The 20,471-nt window shown below is 61.5% G+C and carries 24 protein-coding genes and 3 tRNA genes; 13 read left to right on the top strand and 14 right to left on the bottom strand.

Annotated features, from left to right (window positions below; all coding sequences use genetic code 11):
- Positions 1-208: 208 nt before the first annotated feature.
- The 3 genes from BLW62_RS14720 to BLW62_RS14710 all read right to left on the bottom strand — a co-directional run bounded on the left by BLW62_RS14720 (position 209) and on the right by BLW62_RS14710 (position 1,608).
- Positions 209-820, bottom strand: coding sequence for a class I SAM-dependent methyltransferase (locus BLW62_RS14720; RefSeq protein ID WP_090507788.1), 612 nt, complete (start codon positions 818-820; stop codon positions 209-211).
- 50 nt (positions 821-870) lie between these two features.
- Positions 871-1,164, bottom strand: coding sequence for a DUF7521 family protein (locus BLW62_RS14715; RefSeq protein WP_090507787.1), 294 nt, complete (start codon positions 1,162-1,164; stop codon positions 871-873).
- Between the two features lie 132 nt (positions 1,165-1,296).
- A complete protein-coding gene (locus tag BLW62_RS14710) occupies positions 1,297-1,608 on the bottom strand; it encodes a DUF7091 family protein (protein WP_090507786.1) in 312 nt (103 codons plus the stop codon).
- Positions 1,609-1,852: 244 nt separating this feature from the next.
- Here BLW62_RS14710 and BLW62_RS14705 point away from each other — a divergent pair, with 244 nt between their 5' ends.
- The 4 genes from BLW62_RS14705 (at position 1,853) to BLW62_RS14690 (ending at position 4,520) form a co-directional block, all read left to right on the top strand.
- Positions 1,853-2,782, top strand: a complete 930-nt coding sequence (locus BLW62_RS14705) for a replication factor A (RefSeq protein ID WP_090507785.1) — start codon at positions 1,853-1,855, stop codon at positions 2,780-2,782.
- A 1-nt stretch (position 2,783) separates the two neighbouring features.
- Entirely contained in the window at positions 2,784-3,425 is a 642-nt protein-coding gene (locus BLW62_RS14700) for an RPA family protein (protein ID WP_090507784.1), read from the top strand.
- A gap of 89 nt (positions 3,426-3,514) precedes the next feature.
- A complete protein-coding gene (locus tag BLW62_RS14695) occupies positions 3,515-4,006 on the top strand; it encodes a VOC family protein (protein WP_090507783.1) in 492 nt (163 codons plus the stop codon).
- Between the two features lie 94 nt (positions 4,007-4,100).
- Positions 4,101-4,520, top strand: a complete 420-nt coding sequence (locus tag BLW62_RS14690) for a DUF8146 domain-containing protein (protein ID WP_090507782.1) — start codon at positions 4,101-4,103, stop codon at positions 4,518-4,520.
- 50 nt (positions 4,521-4,570) lie between these two features.
- On the opposite strand, the gene BLW62_RS14685 is transcribed toward BLW62_RS14690, so the two are convergent.
- Positions 4,571-5,026: a DUF5814 domain-containing protein gene (locus tag BLW62_RS14685; RefSeq protein ID WP_076581651.1), complete on the bottom strand. Its 456-nt coding sequence runs from the start codon at positions 5,024-5,026 to the stop codon at positions 4,571-4,573.
- A 160-nt stretch (positions 5,027-5,186) separates the two neighbouring features.
- Between BLW62_RS14685 and BLW62_RS14680 the strand changes: the two genes are divergently transcribed.
- Both BLW62_RS14680 and BLW62_RS18790 read left to right on the top strand, forming a co-directional pair.
- Positions 5,187-5,258, top strand: a tRNA-His gene (locus BLW62_RS14680).
- A gap of 208 nt (positions 5,259-5,466) precedes the next feature.
- Positions 5,467-5,634: a hypothetical protein gene (locus BLW62_RS18790; RefSeq protein WP_175459764.1), complete on the top strand. Its 168-nt coding sequence runs from the start codon at positions 5,467-5,469 to the stop codon at positions 5,632-5,634.
- Here the strand turns inward: BLW62_RS18790 and BLW62_RS14675 are convergent, their stop codons facing one another.
- A complete protein-coding gene (locus BLW62_RS14675) occupies positions 5,635-6,495 on the bottom strand; it encodes an aldo/keto reductase (RefSeq protein WP_090507884.1) in 861 nt (286 codons plus the stop codon).
- Between the two features lie 1,081 nt (positions 6,496-7,576).
- Positions 7,577-7,650: transfer RNA gene (locus BLW62_RS14670), tRNA-Phe, on the bottom strand.
- 222 nt (positions 7,651-7,872) lie between these two features.
- Between BLW62_RS14670 and BLW62_RS14665 the strand changes: the two genes are divergently transcribed.
- Positions 7,873-8,319: a DUF7344 domain-containing protein gene (locus BLW62_RS14665; protein WP_090507781.1), complete on the top strand. Its 447-nt coding sequence runs from the start codon at positions 7,873-7,875 to the stop codon at positions 8,317-8,319.
- A 359-nt stretch (positions 8,320-8,678) separates the two neighbouring features.
- Positions 8,679-8,855, top strand: a complete 177-nt coding sequence (locus BLW62_RS18785) for a hypothetical protein (protein WP_175459763.1) — start codon at positions 8,679-8,681, stop codon at positions 8,853-8,855.
- A 300-nt stretch (positions 8,856-9,155) separates the two neighbouring features.
- Here BLW62_RS18785 and BLW62_RS14660 read toward each other — a convergent pair.
- Positions 9,156-9,229: transfer RNA gene (locus tag BLW62_RS14660), tRNA-Val, on the bottom strand.
- A 60-nt stretch (positions 9,230-9,289) separates the two neighbouring features.
- Between BLW62_RS14660 and BLW62_RS14655 the strand changes: the two genes are divergently transcribed.
- The gene (locus BLW62_RS14655) at positions 9,290-9,784 is read left to right on the top strand and encodes a DUF192 domain-containing protein (protein WP_090507780.1); all 495 of its coding nucleotides are present in this window, start codon (positions 9,290-9,292) and stop codon (positions 9,782-9,784) included.
- Positions 9,785-9,860: 76 nt separating this feature from the next.
- A complete protein-coding gene (locus BLW62_RS14650) occupies positions 9,861-11,804 on the top strand; it encodes an ABC transporter ATP-binding protein (protein ID WP_090507779.1) in 1,944 nt (647 codons plus the stop codon).
- A gap of 64 nt (positions 11,805-11,868) precedes the next feature.
- Here BLW62_RS14650 and BLW62_RS14645 read toward each other — a convergent pair whose 3' ends face one another.
- The 3 genes from BLW62_RS14645 to BLW62_RS14635 form a co-directional block, all read right to left on the bottom strand.
- Complete coding sequence (locus BLW62_RS14645) at positions 11,869-12,213, bottom strand: DUF5789 family protein (RefSeq protein ID WP_090507778.1); 345 nt, start codon at positions 12,211-12,213, stop codon at positions 11,869-11,871.
- Between the two features lie 59 nt (positions 12,214-12,272).
- Positions 12,273-13,238: a phosphatase PAP2 family protein gene (locus BLW62_RS14640; protein ID WP_090507777.1), complete on the bottom strand. Its 966-nt coding sequence runs from the start codon at positions 13,236-13,238 to the stop codon at positions 12,273-12,275.
- Between the two features lie 114 nt (positions 13,239-13,352).
- Positions 13,353-14,372 (bottom strand): sensor histidine kinase, encoded by a 1,020-nt coding sequence (locus BLW62_RS14635; RefSeq protein ID WP_090507776.1) that lies wholly within the window; start codon positions 14,370-14,372, stop codon positions 13,353-13,355.
- A gap of 240 nt (positions 14,373-14,612) precedes the next feature.
- Between BLW62_RS14635 and BLW62_RS14630 the strand changes: the two genes are divergently transcribed.
- The gene (locus BLW62_RS14630) at positions 14,613-15,350 is read left to right on the top strand and encodes a creatininase family protein (RefSeq protein ID WP_090507883.1); all 738 of its coding nucleotides are present in this window, start codon (positions 14,613-14,615) and stop codon (positions 15,348-15,350) included.
- 113 nt (positions 15,351-15,463) lie between these two features.
- On the opposite strand, the gene BLW62_RS14625 is transcribed toward BLW62_RS14630, so the two are convergent.
- Positions 15,464-15,886: a DUF5790 family protein gene (locus tag BLW62_RS14625; RefSeq protein WP_090507775.1), complete on the bottom strand. Its 423-nt coding sequence runs from the start codon at positions 15,884-15,886 to the stop codon at positions 15,464-15,466.
- A gap of 159 nt (positions 15,887-16,045) precedes the next feature.
- Positions 16,046-16,411, bottom strand: coding sequence for a dihydroneopterin aldolase family protein (locus BLW62_RS14620; protein WP_090507882.1), 366 nt, complete (start codon positions 16,409-16,411; stop codon positions 16,046-16,048).
- A 98-nt stretch (positions 16,412-16,509) separates the two neighbouring features.
- On the opposite strand from BLW62_RS14620, the gene azf reads away from it, so the two are divergent.
- Both azf and BLW62_RS14610 read left to right on the top strand, forming a co-directional pair.
- A complete protein-coding gene (gene azf / locus BLW62_RS14615; protein ID WP_090507881.1) occupies positions 16,510-17,256 on the top strand; it encodes an NAD-dependent glucose-6-phosphate dehydrogenase Azf in 747 nt (248 codons plus the stop codon).
- Between the two features lie 99 nt (positions 17,257-17,355).
- Positions 17,356-18,327 carry an aldo/keto reductase gene (locus BLW62_RS14610; protein WP_090507774.1) on the top strand — a complete coding sequence of 324 codons (972 nt, stop codon included), beginning with the start codon at positions 17,356-17,358 and terminating at the stop codon, positions 18,325-18,327.
- A gap of 51 nt (positions 18,328-18,378) precedes the next feature.
- Here the strand turns inward: BLW62_RS14610 and BLW62_RS14605 are convergent, their stop codons facing one another.
- On the bottom strand, positions 18,379-18,993 hold the full coding sequence (locus tag BLW62_RS14605) for a DUF309 domain-containing protein (protein ID WP_090507773.1): 615 nt from the start codon (positions 18,991-18,993) through the stop codon (positions 18,379-18,381).
- A gap of 342 nt (positions 18,994-19,335) precedes the next feature.
- Positions 19,336-20,418: an aminopeptidase gene (locus tag BLW62_RS14600; protein ID WP_090507772.1), complete on the bottom strand. Its 1,083-nt coding sequence runs from the start codon at positions 20,416-20,418 to the stop codon at positions 19,336-19,338.
- Positions 20,419-20,471 lie beyond the last annotated feature (53 nt).

Raw genomic sequence — 20,471 nt, 5'->3', positions numbered from 1 at the left:
GGCAATAATCCCACAAAGTGCAAGCGCAGTTACCAGCAGAACTCGTCTATCCACGCGTATTCCTACCATTCGGCAAGGTGTGGAAATACATTACTCTCTCGACCTGCCGTAACACCCTCAACGAGCGCGCTTCTGGCAAATCTCCGATCACTCACCGAGTGAACCGGGATCAGGTGGCGTCCGAAGCGAACTCGTTCGACCACCCGGCTCACCGGATCTGGCCCGCCCTCGCCGAGGGTCGACGCCGGGGCGCGTCCGTCTCGTTGCGCGCGATCAACGTCACCCGGGGTTGCCCGTCCGCTCGATACTCGGCGTAGTACACGACCGACAGCGACGAACATGCCGCCAGCAGTTCGTTCGAGTCGAACCGATACTGCGCTCCCGGTCCGGACTCGACGTCGGGTGCCGTGAGATAGTGTTCGTACCAGAGGACGCCGCCGGGGGCGAGCGCCTCGAGCACCGCTGGAAGTCGATCTCGAGCGTCGAAAAACCGTATCGTGATCAGATCGTACGTACGCGGTCGGAAACAGTAGCTGTCCACGTCGGCTAGAATCCAGTGGACGGTACCCGACATCGACCGCTCAGCCACGTTAGTGCGCGCTCGATCCAGTTGCGCTCGCGAGATATCGAGTGCGTCGACGGTCCAGCCGGCGGCTGCGAGTGCCAGCGCGTTTCGTCCGGTTCCGGTCGCAACGTCGAGTGCGCGTCCCGGCGACTCGTCCTCGAGGATCGATCGTCGAATCGAAAACCGACCGTCACCGGATCGAAGGTGGTCGGGTTCGGCAGTGCTCCTCGTCCGCGGCTGTTCGTCGTCGCTCACAACCGACAACTCGCGTGCGCAAACCCCTTAGTTCTCTCAGTTCGAGCCAGCTACGACGCGTACAGCGAGTACGCGATGACGAGAAAGCCCACGAGCATGAGTGTGCTCTCGAGGAGAATCCCCATGGTCAACGAGACGCCGAGGATTTCATAGAGTAATCCGGCGAGGACGAGACCCAGCGTGACGAGACCGAAGCCAGCGGCGAGTAATCCGAGCGCGCGCTGGTGGGTCCGCTTGTAGGCCTTGTACGCGAAGAAGGTGATGACACCGCCCACGAGCAGGATGAGCGTCTTGACGATAGTGAGCGCGATCGCGATCGACAGTCCTGCATCGTGGAAACTCATATCGATCCGTACGTGGAAAATTACAAACCGGAACCAAGTAGCTTGCGTTCACGTCGATTTCAGCCACCGGCGGAACGTCCAGCGGACGAACGGCCAACGGCCGAACGGGGTTCCGAGTGGCGTTAGAGCCGATCACCAGGTCTCGATCCGCCCGTCGTAGACGTCTTCGACACAGCCCTCACAGTCGGGGTGCGTGGCTTCGTAACACGCTGGTCGGTACTCGTCGTCGAGTTTCGTCGCTCGCTGTTCGGCGTAGCGTCGGCAAACGATCTTCACCCGACCCGCCTCGTCCGAGGGCAAACTGCGGGCGTTTTTCGCCGCCTGATAGGCCTCGCGGGCATCTGCGAGTTGTTCGTTCGTCGAGCCGCGAGCCTGCTCGTAGCGTTCACCCGCGCCTCGAACCGTCGAGCGCAAGAACTGCTCGAGTCGGTTACGATCCGCCATTGCCCCATCGTTCGCCCCCGGAACACATAGGTTCGTCGCCAGTCGCGACCACAGACGCGATTCACCCGGGCGATCAACGGTCATTTTCACCACTCGAGATCGCCATTCCACGATGCGGATCGTACCGCAGGCGTGCGCTTTGCGTCCGTCTCGTTCACTTTCACTCCGGCGCCGGCACTTTAAATACTATCGGGCACGAAGTGTCGTATGCCTCCCAGTGAAACGAAAGAGGAGGCGTGACACAATGAGCGACGTACGACAGCACGCGGACGACATACACGAGCAGTTTTCGGACCACATCGACGTAAGCGTCGACGACGTCGAAGAGCGACTCGCAACGCTCGTCGATGAATACAAAGTACCGATCGACGAAGCACGCCGGAGCGTGACCAACCACTACCTCGAGGAAGCCGGACTCGAGCGCGAGGATATCTCCCGGGGCGGCAGTGAGGCCGTCAACGTCGAAGACGTCGACGAACCAGAGGAGTGGATCGACCTCACCGCGAAAGTCATCGAACTCTGGGACCCACGAAGCGACTCCGTCGCGCAGGTCGGCTTGCTCGGCGATCCGACGGGTACGATCAAGTTCACCAAGTGGGCGAAATCCGACCTCCCCGCACTCGAGGAAGGTGGCGTCTACGACCTTCGAAACGTCGTCACCGACGAGTACCAGGGCCGGTACTCGGTCAAACTGAACTCGACGACGGTGATCGAAGAACGCGACGAAGAGATCGAAGTCGGCGACGACACGAGCGAAATCGAAGGCGCACTCGTCGATATGCAAAGTGGCAGCGGCCTCATCAAGCGCTGCCCAAAGGACGACTGCACGCGCGTCCTCCAGAACGGCCGTTGTAACGAACACGGCGAGGTCGAAGGCGAGTTCGACCTCCGCATCAAGGCCGTCGTCGACGACGGACTGGACGCCCACGAGGTCATCTTCGACAAGGAAGCCACCGAGGATCTAACGGGACTCTCACTCGAGGAGGCCAAGGAGATGGCGATGGACGCCCTCGATACGACCATCGTCGCCGACGAGATTATGGACGACATCGTCGGCACCTACTACCGAATCGAGGGGCTGACGTTCGGGCGATACGTCCTCGCGGACGACGTCTCCGAACTCGCCGGGCCGACGGATGCTGAGGAACTGCTGATCAAAGCGAGGTCGATGTAACATGAGCCAGTCAGAACTCACCCGCGAAGTCGCACGTCGCGTCTTCGCCTCCGAATTCAACGATTCGACGTACACCTTCAAAGAGAGCGACGACGAGCGCGCGCCAAACTACGCACTCTTGCCGACCGGTGACCGCGCGAACCGCGTGTTCATCGTCGGCACGCTCACCGAGACCGAAGACGTCGGTGACGAAAGCGAGTACTGGCGCGGCCGCGTCGTCGACCCGACTGGCACGTTCTTCGTCTACGCCGGCCAGTACCAGCCCGAAGCCGCCGCCGTGCTCCGCGACACGGAGCCGCCGGCGTACGTCGCCATCGTCGGAAAACCACGCACGTATGAGACCGACGACGGCAGCGTCAACGTCTCCGTCCGACCCGAATCGATCGCCGTCGTCGACGACGACACGCGCGACCGCTGGGTCGTCGAGTGCGCCGAACGGACGATCGATCGAATCGAAGCGTTCGAATCGTGGGAAGCCGAACAAGAGGCCCCCGAAAGCGGGTCGACGGCACCCACCAACGAGTACGCCCAGATGGCACGCGAACGCTACGACTCACCGGTCGTCAACTACCGCAACGACGTGATTCAGGCACTCGAGCAACTCGAGGACACCGACACCGAAGACGCGGAAGCACCGGCCTAATCGGCCAGTCAGCGGTTTTTCGCAGCGTATTTCGCCGGTTATAAGCCGCCAGCACAGCCATTACCGTTCTCGAGCGACTATCTGGTAGTATGACGGAGACAGACGACGCCATCGGCGACGGCGACGACCGCGCACGACTCGTCGGAACGAACCACGTCGCACTCGAGGTCGGCGACATCGACGCGGCCCTCGAATTCTACGAATCGCTGTTCGTGTTCGACCTCAGAAGCCACGGCGAGACGAAGGCGTTCATCGACATGGGAGATCAGTTCATCGCGCTCGCCGAGACCGATGGTGCGAGCGAGACGAGCGACGACGCCCGTCACTTCGGCCTCGTCGTCGACGACGCGGACCGAGTCGCTGAGCGACTGGACGAGCTCGACATCGACCGACTCGACGTACGGGGCCTCGAGTTCCACGATCCGTGGGGTAACCGAATCCAAATCGTCGACTACGAGGAGATTCAGTTCACGAAAGCAGACCACGTCCTCGAGGGAATGGATCTCGACGACCTCGAGAAGACCGACGATGCGATCGCCGAACTCGCGGAGAAGGGGCTCAATCCCGACGACAGAGAGTGACGGGTTCGGGTTTCTCGAGCGAGACGATACTCGAGGACGTCGAACGACACTGTCTGACGAAGCGTTAAGTGTCATGACCGACGAATAGGTGACAATGGGCAACAAGAACAAAACCATCTCGTTTCGGGTGAACGAGGACGCGTTCGCAGCGCTCCAGGACATCGCCGAGGAGCGCGATATCTCGTTGTCCGCGGTCTTCCGGGATTACGTCGACTTGCTCGTCGAACACGACGGTCAGGTCGTCGTTGCCCCCGAAGACGAACTCGAGGCGAGAGCCGCGACCGAAACCGACGGCGAGGACGGTGACCGAACGTTCCCGCCGAGCGTCGAGGTTCCGAAGAGTTTCATCCGCGAACACGAGCGCCTCGAACTCGAGGCCGACCACCTCCGCGAACAACTTGATGAGTACAAATCCTACGTCACGGAGCTTCAGGACCGACTCGAAGAAGAAGAGGACGAAGTGCTCTTACTCGACGAGTTAGACGACGAAGACGAATCGTACCAGTTGCGCTAGCGTCTCATTACTGTACGTATTTTCCGCGAAAAGACCGAGTGGAGCCGAAGTTAGCGGGTGAGGTTGCGTTTCTCTCGTCGAATGTCGTCGTGTGCCTCGTCGGCACCTTCGACCCGGGCGAGTCCCTCCGCGGCCTCGAGCGTCCGGACGCCATTGTCGAGAAACGAGAGGACGTCGCCGGGATAGGCGTAGACCATGTAGTCGTCGGTCATCACGTCGACGATCGCGTCGGGGCCCAGTCCCTGTGCGCGTAACTCGAGGAGGTACTGAATGAACTTGCGCTCCGGGCACCCACAGTAGGGGTTGTTGTCACAGCCACAGTCGAGGAAGTCCTCGGTGAAGTCGAGCACGCGATCACGTGTCGCGTCGTCGAGTTTCTCGAGACCCTGGCCCTGAAAGAGCATGTCCAGCGTCGCCCCTTTGAACGCTCCCTTGGGGATGTTCGTCTCGAGTTGGGAGCTCAGCTGTCGGTGGTTCTTGACGTAGATTTTGTCGGTGATGGCCACGCGTTGGCGTTGCTATGACCTGTGTGCCGAAAAACGTCCCGATCAGAAGCGGTTGAATCGGGGAACGACGGGTGGAAATCGCGGTACTGACTCGCACGAATGTCCCCTCGAGTCGTAACGTATTTTAGTCTAACCGCTCCTAAATCAGTCTGCACACGTGTCCGGGTTGGGGTAGTGGTTATCCTTCAGCCTTGTGGAGGCTGAGACGCGGGTTCGATTCTCGCACCCGGACTTTTTCGCGACGAGCGAAGTGAAGAGCGGAAAGTCCGACCGAAATCGAACCAGGGAGTGAAGCGAACGAAGTGAGCGGAACGACCGTGGTTCGATTCTCGCACCCGGACAGTAATTGCGACATGTACTCAGCCAAGGAGCCGATCAGCGCCAGCGACCCACCAGCGGAAACCGAGAAGCCAATATCACCACCGTCGTCAGCGCGAGCAATGGCACAAACGGAGGGACCGTTCACCTGCGAGACGTGCGACGCGACGGTGACGATTCGGGACGCTCGTCGGAGCAAACCGATGGGCGACCTCGATCCGATGACGTGGCAGACGCTGTGTTGTCCTCACTGCGGCTCGAGGCTGCGAACGGTCTACGTCGGCGAGTAATTACTCGCCAGCATCGGTCAGTCGCTGTACGTCTTCGTCCGCGAGCGAGAGCTTGGAGGCTTCGACGTTCGACTCGAGGTGTTCCGGATCCGACGTTCCCGGAATCGGGAGGATAACGTCGGAGCGCTCGAGGAGCCACGCTAACCCAATCTGGCGTCGGGTCGCGTCGTAGTCGTCGGCGATCTCGTCGATGAGGTCGCCGTGTCCGTCCAAATCCTCGGCGTCGATCGGCGCCCACGGAATGAAGCCGATGTCGTTGTCTTCACAGACCTCAAGAACGTCCGCGTTCGATCGGTCGTCTACGTTGAACCGATTCTGAACGGTGGCGACGTCGACGTGCTCGCGAGCCGTCTCGAGTTGGTCGACAGAGACGTTACTGACGCCGACCTGATCGACGAGGCCCTCGTCCTGGAGTTCGGCGAACGTCTGGATCGAGTCCTCGAACGACGTGTCGGGGTCGGGTCGGTGGAACTGATAGAGATCGATGGTGTCCGTTCGAAGCCGATCGAGGGACGTGAGCACCTGATTGCGGATGTAGTCTGGCTCGCCGTGGGGAATCCAGTCGCTCTCTCGATTTCGGAGGAGGCCGGCTTTCGTCGCCACCAGTACGTCGTCTGGATCACCGATCGACTCGCCGATGAGGCGTTCGCTGACCCCCGGCCCGTAGGAATCCGCGGTATCGATGAAGTCGATTCCACACTCGAGCGCTCGCTCGAGGACCGTGCGAGCAGTGGCTCCGTCCTCGGGCGGGCCGATGATCTCCTCGCCACAGAGACGCATCGCGCCGAATCCCAGCCGGTGGATCGTGGTGTCGCCGATGTCGAAGGTGTCGCTCTCGTTCGTGATCGACTCGCTACTCATGGACGCGACGACTGGGGGAAGTCGCATAACCGTTGGGCGTTCAGTTGCAGCCACGAGCACGATAGTGGACCGGCGCGATCAGAAACAGTAGTCGATACGAATTCGAATTCGTCGGTCAGGATACGTTCTCTACGGAGTGAGTGACGTGCTGAAGACACTGGTTTGTTGCACTCCAACCCAAACTGCAGCCGTCAAAGTCCCTGCAAGGAAGAGCGTGTAGCCCGTGTAAAGACCGAACAGTCCGGTAATCCCACAGGTGGGTCCAGAACAAGCCTGGTCGACTGCAGGCTACATCCACTCGATAGGAGTGAAGAACGACTCGAGAGACGAGAGCGGATACACCAGAGCCGAGAGAATCGGACCAAGGAACACGACTCCGAAGATTCCCGCGAATAACACCGACTTTCCAATCGACGGAGTCTCGTCCGCGTCAGTTGTACCGAGTTTGTCCATAGATGATACGAATTAGTCTGTTTACGAATACGGTACGGAAATGTTGACAGGTTTCGTAGTTCGCAGCCGCCGGAGTCTGTACCGCAGTAATTGTGATCCGTGGGACGACTCTCGGCACCAACAGCAAGTGAGAAACTCGAGTGGAAATCAACGGCCACAGGGGGCGACCCTACCGCCGTCGGTTCGACGAGTAACGGAACGTTCAGTATACGTCTCGTCGTGATTTAGCAGCCATCTACTGATGGCTGTTCGGAAATCGAGTTTGAAGCCTAGTTCCATTCGGTCCGTTCGGTTTCGAATTGTGCCACTCAAGTGAGAGGGAGATCGGACAGCCGCCCCCGGAGTTGAAACCGACGTCTCAGACCCTGTATTTCGCACACTACCGTTACCTTCCTGCTCGCTTCGCTGTGCGGGCTGTGACTTCCAGGGGTCAGATCCGATCAGATGGATTTCGCTTCACTCACCGTCTTGTTCGTCACAAAAGTGTCGCCTCCCGGATTTGAACTTCCGAAAGACTCGCTGGCGCTCGTCTTTCGACTTCCCGCTCGCTACGCTCGCGGGAACGGGGACAGCTCGATCTTCAGTCGAGTCCAACAGCTTCTCAAGTGTATACCGCGTGAAAAAGCCATGCCGCCTCCCGGATTTGAACCGGGGACAGCTCGATCTTCAGTCGAGTGCTCTCCCAGTCTGAGCTAAGGCGGCTCACTCTCACATCCGTCGATCGTATAAAAAAGGATTTCGAATCGGAGATCCGAATCGTGTGGATTAGTACCATTCAAAATGTGTGGAGGAATTCGACAGGAAGAGTTCGTATCGGATAGAAACGGAGACCATACTATCACGTTCACCATCTATTTCCCGCAGTCTGTTGGATTTCGGGATATTCAAGACACCCTTTTCCGGTCTGGCGGGTAATACCATGTTATGGATACACTTACCTCGAGTCAGGGGGAGCAAGAACTCTCTGCAGACACCATCCTCGAGTTGCTGGCTAACCGCCGGCGACGGTACCTCCTCTACGCGCTGCGGGGCCAAGAACATCCAATCGAGTTGTCGACGTTAGCCGAGCAGGTCGCTGGGTGGGAACACGACGTGCCGCCGGAGGAGGTCGCAAAAAACGAGTACAAGAGCGTCTACGTCTCGTCGGTACAGTGCCACGTCCCGAAACTGGCCGACGCAGGCGTCGTCGACCACGACGAAGAGAATCACACCGTCGTGCTCGCAAGCAATTTCACCCAACTCGAGCCCTACCTCCGCGTCGTCATCAAGGACGAACCGGAAAATTCGATGTTACACGCCGCACTCGAGCAAGAATCCGGAGAGGGATTGCTGGGCCAGATTCGAGAGAACGTGGCTCGGTTGAAGCATTAACGACCGAATGAGCAGATTAGAGACGGAATCGACACCGGATGACTCGAGGGGTTGTGGAGCTGGTTTTCGGAAGCGTTCGGGGTTGAGTCCCTCACACATCGGCTGCGTATCGAACGCTAAAGGACGTGTCTGCGAGTCGAAGAACCGCCGTTCGTAGTCTCGAGTTACTTCGAGTGAATAGTCTCACGACTGGACGAACTGATCCACACTGACGTGGACGTGATTGAACTCGTCGCTCATCAATCAATACTCGGAATGGCCAGTTGCACTTTCGGACACTATCACAGGTTACTCGGGAAAGCGAATCGTTCGGGTGTGCGTAACTAACCACGCCCGCCATCACAGAATCGACGAGAACGATGCTGGAGTCTCGAGACGACGACCGGTTTCGTCCGACGCCCGTCCAGGAGGAGTGGAACCCACAGTCGATGGACGGAGTCGTCGGCGTGCGAATCGAGGCAGATCCGGACGGCGAATCGTCGTCCACAGAGTGGCTCTGGTCTTCGCGGTGGCTCGACGCCGTCGCAAAACGATAGCGGACGTGGTCTACGTTGCGTGTACGGCGATTGTGATCCTCGAGTGACTATTCGCCGTGATCGTTGGTGTGCTCACCTCACGTTACGGGCAGGTCGAACGGTTCCTGAAGCCTCTCGAGTTCGGTGCAGATTCTCGGACCGTGTCCTCGAGAGCGAGGGTTGGACGGGATTGCCCGCGACAGAACTGGGCTCGGGCGGGTTCGAACCGAAATCAGACGTGCTCGCGACGCTGCGCGGACTGAGAGGGTTCGAACCGCCGCTCGCATAGATTTCTCTGCTCACCATTGTTCGCGACAGAAGTGGGCTCGGGCGGGTTCGAACCACCGACCTCGGCCTTGTAAAGGCCGCGTCATGACCAGCTAGACCACGAGCCCGTACTCGAAGGAAATTCCCCCGGGCGAATAACCTTTACTTTCTCGCGTGAAGCTACCGGTATGGTCCTCGAGTCCGTCTGGAAGGCGCTACTGGTCGTCGCGGCCGTCTCGGTGCTCGGATTCGTCACCCTCCAGCTCGGGTTTCTCGACGCCCCGTGGCACGAGGATCGAGCCGACGTGCAACTCATCGACGGCGACGACGGCGACGAACTGGCGACCGTCGACGCCGAAGTCGCGGACACCGCCTCGGAGCGCTACACGGGGCTGAGCGATCACGACTCGCTCGAGGACGATTCGGGCATGCTCTTCGTCCACTCCGACGAGGACGAGCGGACGTACGTCATGCGGAATATGGACTTTGGCATCGACATCATCTTCGTCGATGCCGACGGCGAGATCACGTCGATCGAAACGGCACCCGAACCCGCAGCCGACGAAGACGGCGAGGATCACGAGTACACCGGCCAAGCCCAGTGGGTGCTCGAGGTACCGGAGGGGTACGCCGACGAACACGGCATCGAGGCCGGTGACGAGATCGGAATCGAGTACGAGTAAGGTGTTCGTCCGCCTCGAAATTCGGACAGTGGGCCGTCGAAAACCCTTATTGGCGGCGGTCCCGGAGTCGAATGCAATGGCGGATGTCGACTGGGAGGAAGACGACCCCTTCGAGGAACAACGAGAACACGTCGAGAGCCCGATGCGCCGGTTGCTCTTCGAGTACGGTCGCCCCTACTGGTTCTCCGTGAGCGTCGGCCTCGTCTCGAGCGTCTTCGCCCGCGCGTTGGACCTGTTGCCGGCGCTCTTGCTCGCAGTTGCCATCGACGCGATATTCGGTGATGCCGTCTTCGCGGAGCAAGTCCCACTCGTCGTCCTGCCCGACGCGTGGCTGCCGACGACGCCGGAGAGTCAGTTCGCGTTCGTCACCATCGCGATCGCCGGCTCGTTCGCCCTCGGCGCGATCTTTCACTGGCTGCGAAACTGGGGGTTCAACGCCTTCTCGCAGGACATTCAACACGATGTCCGAACCGCGACCTACGACAAGATGCAGCGACTGGACATGGAGTTCTTCGCCTCGAAGCAAACCGGCGAGATGATGTCCGTCCTGAGCAACGACGTCAACCAACTCGAGCGCTTTCTCAACGAGGGGATGAATTCGGCAACGCGGCTGATCGTGATGGTTTTCGGGATCGGTTTCTTGCTGTTCTGGCTCAACCCGCAACTCGCGCTGGTTTCGCTCGCACCGGTTCCGCTGATCGCGATATTCACCTACATCTTCGTCAAGAAGATTCAGCCCAAGTACGCCGCCGTTCGCTCGTCAGTCGGAAAGGTGAACTCGAGACTCGAGAATAACTTGGGCGGCATCGGCGTCATCAAGTCCTCGAACACCGAGGGCTACGAATCCGATCGCGTCGAGGGTGTTTCGAAGAAGTACTACGATACGAACTGGGAAGCGATTTGGCTTCGGATCCGCTTTTTCCCCGGCCTCCAACTCATCTCGGGAATCGGCTTCGTGCTTACGTTCGTCGTCGGCGGTTACTGGGTCCTCATGGGCACGGCTCCGGGACCGTTTACGGGCACGCTCCAGACTGGGACGTTCGTCGCGTTCATCCTCTACACCCAGCAACTCGTCTGGCCGATGGCCCAGTTCGGGCAGGTCATCAACATGTACCAGCGCGCGGAGGCCTCGAGCGAGCGTATCTTCGGGTTGATGGACGAACAGGGACGAATCGAGCGCGATCTGGGCGCCCCCGATCTCGAGGTAAGTGACGGTCGCGTCGAGTACGAGGACGTTACGTTCAGCTACGAACAAAACGACCGAATCATCGACGATATCTCCTTCGAGGTCGACGGTGGCGAGACGGTCGCACTCGTCGGGCCGACCGGCGCGGGGAAGTCGACCGTCCTCAAACTCCTCTTGCGGCTGTACGACGTCGACGACGGGGCGATCAGCGTCGACGAGCAGGACATTCGCGACGTTTCGCTGGCGAGTCTGCGCCAGTCGATGGGCTACGTCGGCCAGGAGTCGTTCCTCTTCTACGGCACCGTCGAGGAGAACATCACGTACGGTACGTTCGATGCGAGTCGAGAGGAGATCGTCGAGGCGGCGAAGGCCGCTGAGGCCCACGACTTCATCCAGAACCTCCCCGACGGCTACGACACGATGGTCGGCGAACGTGGAGTCAAACTTTCAGGCGGTCAACGTCAGCGCGTCGCCATCGCCCGCGCGGTGCTCAAAGATCCCGACGTCCTGGTGTTAGACGAAGCTACGAGCGACGTCGACACCGAGACCGAGATGCTCATCCAGCGATCGATCGACGATCTAACCGTAGACAGAACGACGTTCGCCATCGCCCACCGACTCTCGACGATCAAGGATGCGGATCAGATCCTCGTCCTCGAGGACGGCGCAATCGTCGAGCGCGGTACGCACGGCGAGTTGCTGGAAAACGGGGGGCTCTACTCACACCTCTGGGGCGTTCAGGCCGGTGAAATCGAGGAGCTACCCCAGGAGTTCATCGAACGCGCACAGCGCCGACAGGCGCGAACGGAAGCCAGTACCGATGACGACGACTGAGCGCTGACTCGGGTTGGGGACGTCGTGCAGACGTCGCGGGCCATGGCCGTGAGCCGTCGACACCTTAGAACGACTCTTGGCCTTCCTGATCGTCCTGATCCGGTGCACCCTCGTCCTGGCGCTGCTCGCCCGCGGCAGGGGGCGTTCGGTCGCTGTAGTTCTTCCGCCCGATCGCCTCGTCGCCGACCATGTTCATGATCGCCTGCTCGACTTCGCCGTAGTCTCGGTACTCGTCTTCGTTGAGTGGCCCGATCAGTTCCTCGAGCGTCGCCGTCTCGCCTTCCATGTCGATTTCCTCGTCGCCGTATCGCTCGAGCAGTTCGTCCTCGCTCAAGGGGTAGTCCGCGGACTCGAGTTCGTCGCCGAGTTCCCCGAGTTCGACGCCGAGTTGACGGTTGTCGTCGGTCATAGTCGAAGTGAACGGATCGTGGCGGAAACCAGTTGGCCCTGCGCTAGCCACAGCGGGGCTCAGGCGTCCCGTTGGCGCGGGAGGATGAGCGCCGGTGCAACGACGAGCACACCGAGTGCACCAGCCCACGCGACCGTGAGCACGTCACTGACGATGGCGAGACCGACGAGAATTGCGAGCACGAGCGTCCCGGACCCGGCGTGATACGCGCGCAGAGGCGTCGATTGGCGCAAGGTGACCGCGTCCGGGCGACCGATCGACCACCCCGCGAGCGCACCGCCCGCGAGCGCGGCGTACGTCACCGACCGGCCCGCACCACCGCTAACGGCGACCGCGACGAGTGCGAGGCCGAGAGCAACGGCGAACGCCGTCGTCTGCCGATCGACCGGCGAGCGCTCGAGGAGCCACCAGACGGCCGCGAGATAGCTCGCGCCGATAACCATCCCGGCGACAATGTCGCCCGGGTAGTGAACGACGAGTACGACTCGCGAGAGGCTGATCGCGACGATGACGACGCTGGCGACGGCAAATCTGGTTCGGCGAGCCCCCCACGGAATCGCCATCGCGAGTGCCCCGTACGCCACGGTGGCCCCGAAGGCGTGCCCGCTCGGAAAGGCGTAGCCGCCGACAGTCACCGTCGAGACGTACGTCGACTCGAGCGCAGCGGGTAAGAGAGCGGGAGTCGGCGCGAGTAGATCGGGCCGTGGCAACAGAAAGGTGTACTTGAGCGCAGTCATGGCGGCTAATCCGCCGACGACGACACCGACGAGCCAGACGGCAGACGGGACACCGCCACCGTCCGTCGACGCCGAGTCGCCGGGTGGCGATTCCGTGCCGGTAGTTCTGTCTCTCGCTCGAGCAGGGCCGACCGAGACGTTCTTCCACGCCAGGAGCCACGACGCGAGAATCGTCATCGAGATGAGAACCCAGACGTCGCCGAATCGAGTCACGAACGCGGCGAGAATCAATAGCCACTCCGGGAGCGAGCCGTGGAACGCCTCGAGGAAATCGCCACCGCGATACATAGCGACCGATACGACCGACGGACAAAGGACAGTGACCACACGCACTTGCAAGTGATTTACCAACGAGCGCGAAAGCGTCGGTGAGTCGACGGCGCAAGCAGACGACTGCGTCAATCAGGTCGCTTCGAGAAAGTCGATTCCAGTGATTTCGACGCGGGTTCCACCCTCTCGGCCCTCCTCGAGCGAGAACGACCAGTCGTGTGCGGTGACGATTGCACGGACGATTGCGAGACCAATCCCACCGATGCTCGTCCCTACTCCCGCCTCGTTCGCCTGTAATTTCTCGCGCCGGGACGCAGGAATTCCGGGGCCGTCATCTTCGACGTATACACCATCGTCCGTCGTCCCAACCCAAATTGTAACTCCTCGACCGCCGTGTTCGACGGCGTTTCGAAACAGGTTTTCGAACACTTGGTGGAGGAGGGATTCGTCGGCGAGGAACGGACGCGACGAGTCGATAGTCAGCGACGCCTCGACGGTCGCCGTCTGCGCCCATGATTCCCGCGCAACGTCTGCTACGGTAACCCGAGAGACGTCGTTGAGGCTCTGTGTTCGGGCGAACTCGAGGATCGACTCGATCATATCAGCTATCCGATCTGCGCTTTCCTGGATCGCGTCGACCGCGTCAGAATCAGCCTCAGCAGTCTCGAGTTTGGCTGCGTATCCCTGAATAACTGCGAGCGGGTTTCGAATGTCGTGAGAGAGTACCGTGACGATCGTTTTCAGTTGTTCGATCTGTGTATCCCGCTGGAGTTCGACCTGTTTTCGGGTCGTGATATCGACGTGTGCGAGGAGTGCGTACCGTTCGCCGTCGTGCGTAAGCGGCGTCGCTTCGAGGTGGAACCAACGGTACTCGTCGGGGGAGTGACACGGGTACTCGAGTTGGAAGTGCGTCCGCGTTCCGGCCAGCAATGCCTCAATACCGTCTGCCACCAGCGTCGCCGTCGAGTCCTCGGCCCGGCGACAAACGCGAAGATAGTTCTCGCCGACCCAGCAGGTATCGTGGGTGTTCCCGTTGACATCGCCGAATTCGACCCACGTTTCGTTCGCGTACACGATGGTACCTGCTGTATCCACTAGGGCGATTTCGAAGGGCAGTGCATCGAAGCAAGCGGGAAAGAGACCAGCGTTCACGGCGGAGTCACTCGTACGCTAGAACGGACAGCGGAAAGTACTTGATGGCCGGTATTCGTTCCGTTCAGCGGGCTACGCCGTGATTTTTCGGTTCTGGTGTTCGAAAACGTACGGTGACCGGAAGAGTGTCGCACTGGCCGACGAGTGAACTTCGTCAGGCCACCGTGGGGACGGAGAGGAGAGCGGACCGAGAACCCGGTTACCGAGAGTTTCATGCCGCTCCCGTGGGAGTACACCAACATGGACTTACGTGACGCGACGTGGACCGACGTTCGCGACTGCGAGACGAATCTCGCGGTCGTCCCCGTCGGCAGCACGGAACAACACGGCCCCCACGCCCCCCTCGGAACTGACGTGATCACCGCGGAGGCCGTCACCGACGCCGGCCTCGAGAAAACCGATCTCGAGGTCGTCCGTGCGCCGGCGATCCCGATCGGGATCGCCGAGGAACACCGCCAATTCCCCGGGACAATGTGGGTGTCCGAGGACACGTTCCGAGACTACGTCCGCGAATCGATCGAGAGCCTCGCCCACCACGGTCTCGAGCGAGTCGTGGTGGTCAACGGCCACGGCGGTAACGTCGACGCGCTGCGAGCGCTCGGCGGTCGACTCACCCGAAGCGGCGACGCGTACGCCGTCCCGTTCACCTGGTTCGAGGCCGTCGGCGACCACTCGAGCGATATGGGCCACGGCGGGCCACTCGAGACGGCACTCCTTCGCCACTGCGCACCCGACCTCGTTCGCGAGGACCGACTCGAGGAGGCCCAGGACGGCCGCGCCGACGGTTGGGGCGAGTGGCAGAGCCACGCGAATCTAGCCTACGACGCGGCGGAGTTCACGGAAAACGGCGTCGTCGGCGATCCAGAGGCGGGCGACGAGGTACGCGGCGAGGAACTGCTCGAACTGGCCGCAGCGTCGCTCGCGGACCTCCTCGAGGCAGTCGCTGAGCGCGATATCTCGCGGCCAGAACGTCGATAAGACCCGCGACGGGTACCAGAGCTGGGACGGAAGGGCGAACGGCTCAGAGGCTGCGACCACCGTTCGAAAGGTACTCGGACGAATGTTCGTCTCGGCGACCGTGAACCGGGTCGTTACTCTTCGTCTTTCTCGTCGTCGCCAGCGGGACCAGCATCCTCGAGCGTGCCACGGAGGGCCGGAATGGTCGAGGTGAGGTCGCCGACTTGCTCGCCCGCATCGGCGATGTCCCCGATGGCTTCCTCGAGCGTCTCGATTTCCTCCTCGAGGTCGTCGGCGTCCTCGAAGGCGTCCGCTCGCTGGCCCATCGTGAACCACTTTTTGGCGTCACGAAGGTGGTCCTCGGCGTCACCGACGTCGAGTGCGGTTTTGAGGCCGTTGAGTACGCCCAATACGTTGTCCGCGTCGGTTTCCCAGATCTCGTCCGCCGCTGGAAGGGCGTCCCAGGCGTCCTCGAGTGAGGATTCCACGTCTTCGCGCATCTCGTTGGCCGCTTCACCGAACAGTTCCTCGTCGTCGCCGAGCGTCGCTTGACTCATGTCGGTGTCTTCACGACGACCGAGGTTAAAAGGTAGCCCGAAAGTGAAAGTGAAAACTAGCTGGAGAGAGACGATATTGCGGAAACAGCAGCGGGATTTCGAAAGGGTAGTCGATCGGTCCGGCTCGCGTCTGCCGTGAGTTTCGAACGGGAAGCGTGGCTAGGGTCGACCGCGAACCGAATCGATGCGCATCAACGGATAGCCGTCTTCCATCTCCATTCGCGTCAGGACCTCACAGCCCTCATAGTCGACGACGATCTCCACCTCGAGAAACCGACCCGTCAACTCGGTGTAGTCGGCCGCCGACTCGGCGAGTGCGGGCTCGAGTTCGTCGGTTCGAACGGAGACGGTGACGCGGTCGCAGTGGGGTTGGTTCTCGATCGAGTCTTCCATCGCCGTGGCGAGACTGGGTGCGCTCTCGAGTGAAATCGGCGTGCCGGCGAACTGGTGATAGAGCGTTCCGAACTTGATACCCGCCTCGAAACAGGCGGCTTCGGCGTCGGTGGGGCTCGTGTCGGTCGACATACGTGCGTCCTCGCGGGCGTCAGGGAAGGGCATTCCGATCGGTTCCATCGACGCGGAACCGTATGGTACTTATCGCCCGTTACCCTCACACCGAACGAATGGCACAGTCGGTCCTGCTTACTGGGGCTGCGGGGCGGGTCGGAGAGGCCATCCTCGAGGGCCTCGCGGACGAACACGAGTGGCGGTTGTTAGATCGTGACCCGCCGACGGAAGACCATCCCGGCGAGTTCGTCGTCGCGGACATCACCGAGGGCGATACCGTCCGCGAGGCGATGGAAGGTATCGACGTCGTGCTCCACCTCGCGGGCGACCCTCGTAAGACCGCGCCCTGGGAGAGCGTCCTGACGAACAATATCGACGGCACGCAGACGGTCTTCGAGGCCGCCATCGACGCCGGCGTCGAGAAGGTCGCATTCGCTTCCTCGAATCACGCCGTCGGCCACTACGAGACCGACGAGCGGACGCCCGAGATGTATCGGACGCACGACGATTACTTACTCGACGGGACGGAACTCCCCCGCCCCGGGAACCTCTACGGCGTCTCGAAGGTCGCGGGAGAATCCCTCGGTCGGTACTACCACGACGAGTACGGTCTCTCGGTCGTCAACGTCCGCATCGGCAACCTCACGGAGGGTCACCCGCCGATCGACTACGAGCGTGGACAGGCGATGTGGCTCTCCTATCGCGACTGTGCACACCTCTTCGATCGCTGTATTCGGGCCGACTACGACTACGAAATCGTCTACGGCATCTCCGACAATGACCGGAAGTACTACTCGCTCGAGCGAGCGAAGGACGTCCTCGGCTACGAGCCACAGGACAATTCGGCGCGTCACGACGACTGAGGCGGGGCGACGCGAGCGGCGGACGACTATGAGAGGCGAAGCCGGCAACCGGTCACCTCGAGGCGTGGCGTTTTGTCCTCGGACGTGACAACGATACGTATGGAGTACACGACGCTCGGGTCGACCGGCATGTCCGTCAGTCGGATCGGCCTCGGCTGCATGAGTTTCGGGACCGGTCGAGACTGGATGCTCGACCGAGAGGAGAGTAGGGAACTCATCGAACGGGCGATCGACCTCGGGATCAACTTCTTCGACACGGCGAACGTCTACTCGTCGGGCGACTCCGAACGTATTCTGGGTGACGTGCTCGCAGACTACGACCGGGACGCACAGGTCGTCGCGACGAAGGCGTACGCCGAGATGGACCCCGCGAATACCAACTCGAGTGGCCTCTCGCGAAAGGCCATCGAGCAGGAACTCGAGGCGAGTCTGGATCGACTCGGGATGGACACGATCGATCTCTACCAGACCCACCGCTGGGACGACGAGACGCCCATCGAGGAAACCCTTCGGGCGCTCGACGACGCCGTTCGTCGGGGGACGGTGCGGTACGTCGGCACCTCCTCGATGTGGGCCCACCAGTTCGCCGACGCGTTGCACGCGAGCGACCGCCTCGACCTCGAGCGATTCGCGACGATGCAAAATCACTACAACGTCTTCTACCGCGAGGAAGAACGCGAGATGCTCCCCCTCTGTCGAAAAGAAGGCGTCGGCGTCATCCCGTGGTCGCCGCTGGCTCGCGGCGTCGGGGCCCGTCCGCTCGGAGAGCTCGAGTCGACGACGCGCGGGCAAACCGACGAGTACCTCGAACAGATTCCGTACCTCGACGGCGGCGGCGAGGAGATCAACGAGCGAATTCAGGAACTCGCCGCCGAGAAGGGCGTCACGATGGCCCAGATCTCACTGGCTTGGTTACTCCACAAAGAATGGGTCGACGCCCCCATCGTCGGCACGACCAGCATCGACCACCTCGAGGAGGCCGTCGAAGCCCTCGAAATCGACCTGACGGCATCGGATATGAGCTATCTCGAGGAACCGTACGAGCCGTTACCGATCGCCGGCCACGAGTGAGGCTACGTAGACCGCCAGGAGACGCGGTGGTCGCCTGTTCGAGCCGGACGGTCAGAACAGTCCTTCGACGTCAGATTCTCGAGCCTCGCGCCGGTCGACGTGCTCCGTCAGTCGCTGGAAGATGATTCCCCGATGCTCGTCCTCGCGAACGAAATCGAACAGGAGCGTGACGAATCGACTCCCGTCGTCGCCGGCCTCGAGATCGCGTCTGGCGTACGTTCTCGCCCGTTCGATTGGCTCCTCGTCGAATCCCAGTTCGTCCGCGAGGACGGTTGCCGCAATCGCCGTCGGCTCGAAGCCAAGCCCATCGCGTGTCGGAACGTCGCCTTCGTGAACCAGTCGAATCGGTGGTCGACGTTCGATCAGTTCGGGGTCGGACTCGAGGACGACGAGAAACGCACGCACGGACTCGAGATCGACGTCTCGATAGGTTGGTGGTAACCCAGAGAGGTACGCTCGAGCGCTGGTCGCGAGCCCCACGGCACCCTCCCAGTTGCGCTCGCGTGTGTGGTAGACAGCGGCGGTGAACTGGATCAGCCCGTGAAGCAGGCGCTCGTCGTCGGTTCCGGACTCGAGGTCGAGCCAGTAGTCCTCCCAGGCGTCGTGAGCGGCGTGATAGAATCCCGCGTTGTAGATCGCGGCCCCGGCTCGGAGGTGATCGCGCATAGGAAGCGTACCCGCTCGAGACTGGTGAGTATATCGGATGAGTCAGCTGCGGAGAGACAGTGTTGGCCGGATACGGATCGCCTCCGGCAGGGCGAGTCGGCGAGGGTGGAAGGGAATACACCGATCGTCGCGTGTGACGATCGTGGGACGAGCAGCGAGCCCCAACCGATTACTGTCCGCCACCGGTTATGGCGGTATACTAACCGTGGCGAGACCGACCTATTATTATGCAGTCTCTGCCAGGTCACGAGAGGCGAGAAGGCACCGCTTAACACCGTAATTGGCGCTGTAAACGCCTCCTGGAGATCGGGCGTGTCACTGGCTCGAGTGGAGACGGCGGCGTCACTCCCACCGGAACTGTCCGTTCTCCTGAACGACTTCGCCGTCGACCTCGAGCCGGGAATCCTCGCTCACGTCGGCGATTAGATCGACGTGGACGGCGGAGTCGTTCCCCGTCTCACCCTCCGGGAGGTTCGCGTCGTAGGCCCGCCCAAGCGCGAGGTGGACCGTCTCGCCCATCTTTTCGTCGAAGAGGATGTTGTCCGTGTAGCGGTCGATGCCCCGATTCATGCCGATGCCGAGTTCGCCGAGTTTGCGTGCGCCCTCGTCCGTCTCGAGGATCTCACCGATCACGGACTCGCCCTGTTCGGCGTCGGAGTCGACGACCTCGCCGTCTTCGAACTCGAGGCGGACGTTCCGAACCGACTCGCCGCGGAGCGTCATCGGCACGTCGAACGTCACCTCGCCCTCGGTAGCGTAAGGGGCGGTGAACACCTCACCGCTGGGGAGGTTGTGCGAGTCGTAGGCGACCGACGCCGCGCTGTTGACCGCCGTTCGTCCCGCTATCTGCATGGTGAGGTCCGTGCCCTCCGAGACGATCCGAACCTCGCTGCCGTCGTCGAGGATCGACTTCATTTTCCCCATCTCCTCGGCCAGCGATTCCCAGTCCCGGAGGATGGCGTCGTACGCGAAGTCTCGGTACTCCTCGAAGGCCATCCCGGCCTGCTGGGCGAGCGAGCGCGTCGGGTGAACGGTCGACACCCAGCGCGTCCCGAGTCGGGTCTCGCGGATCTCGGTTCTGGCACTTCGATAGGCCTGACGCGTCTCACCGGGGACGTCCGCCGTCGAACTGGTGTTTCGCCCGCCGCCGAGCGAGAGGTAGACGTCCGCGTTCTCGACCAACGCGAGTTCGTGGGCCGGATCCGCCTCGAATTCGCCGTCGTGTGCCCGCAGGTACGCGCGCGTAATCTCCCCTGAACTGAACGTCGAGAGCAGATTCGCACCTCGCTCGCCGAGTTGCTCGGCGACCGCAACCGCCAGTTCGTGTGCCTCGGGGCCGACGGAGAGAACGACGTCGTCCCCCGCTTCGACCCGTGCGCTCCACTCGACCAGTACCTCGGCGTGTTCGCGTACGCGTTCGTCCATACCGGCAACTCTCGAGCGGGCCACTAAACGCTCACCGTTCACGGCGCGTCTTC

Origin of the sequence: Natronorubrum sediminis, assembly GCF_900108095.1 — an archaeon.
GTDB classification, from domain to species: domain Archaea; phylum Halobacteriota; class Halobacteria; order Halobacteriales; family Natrialbaceae; genus Natronorubrum; species Natronorubrum sediminis.
This window is presented reverse-complemented; position numbering and strand designations above follow the sequence as displayed.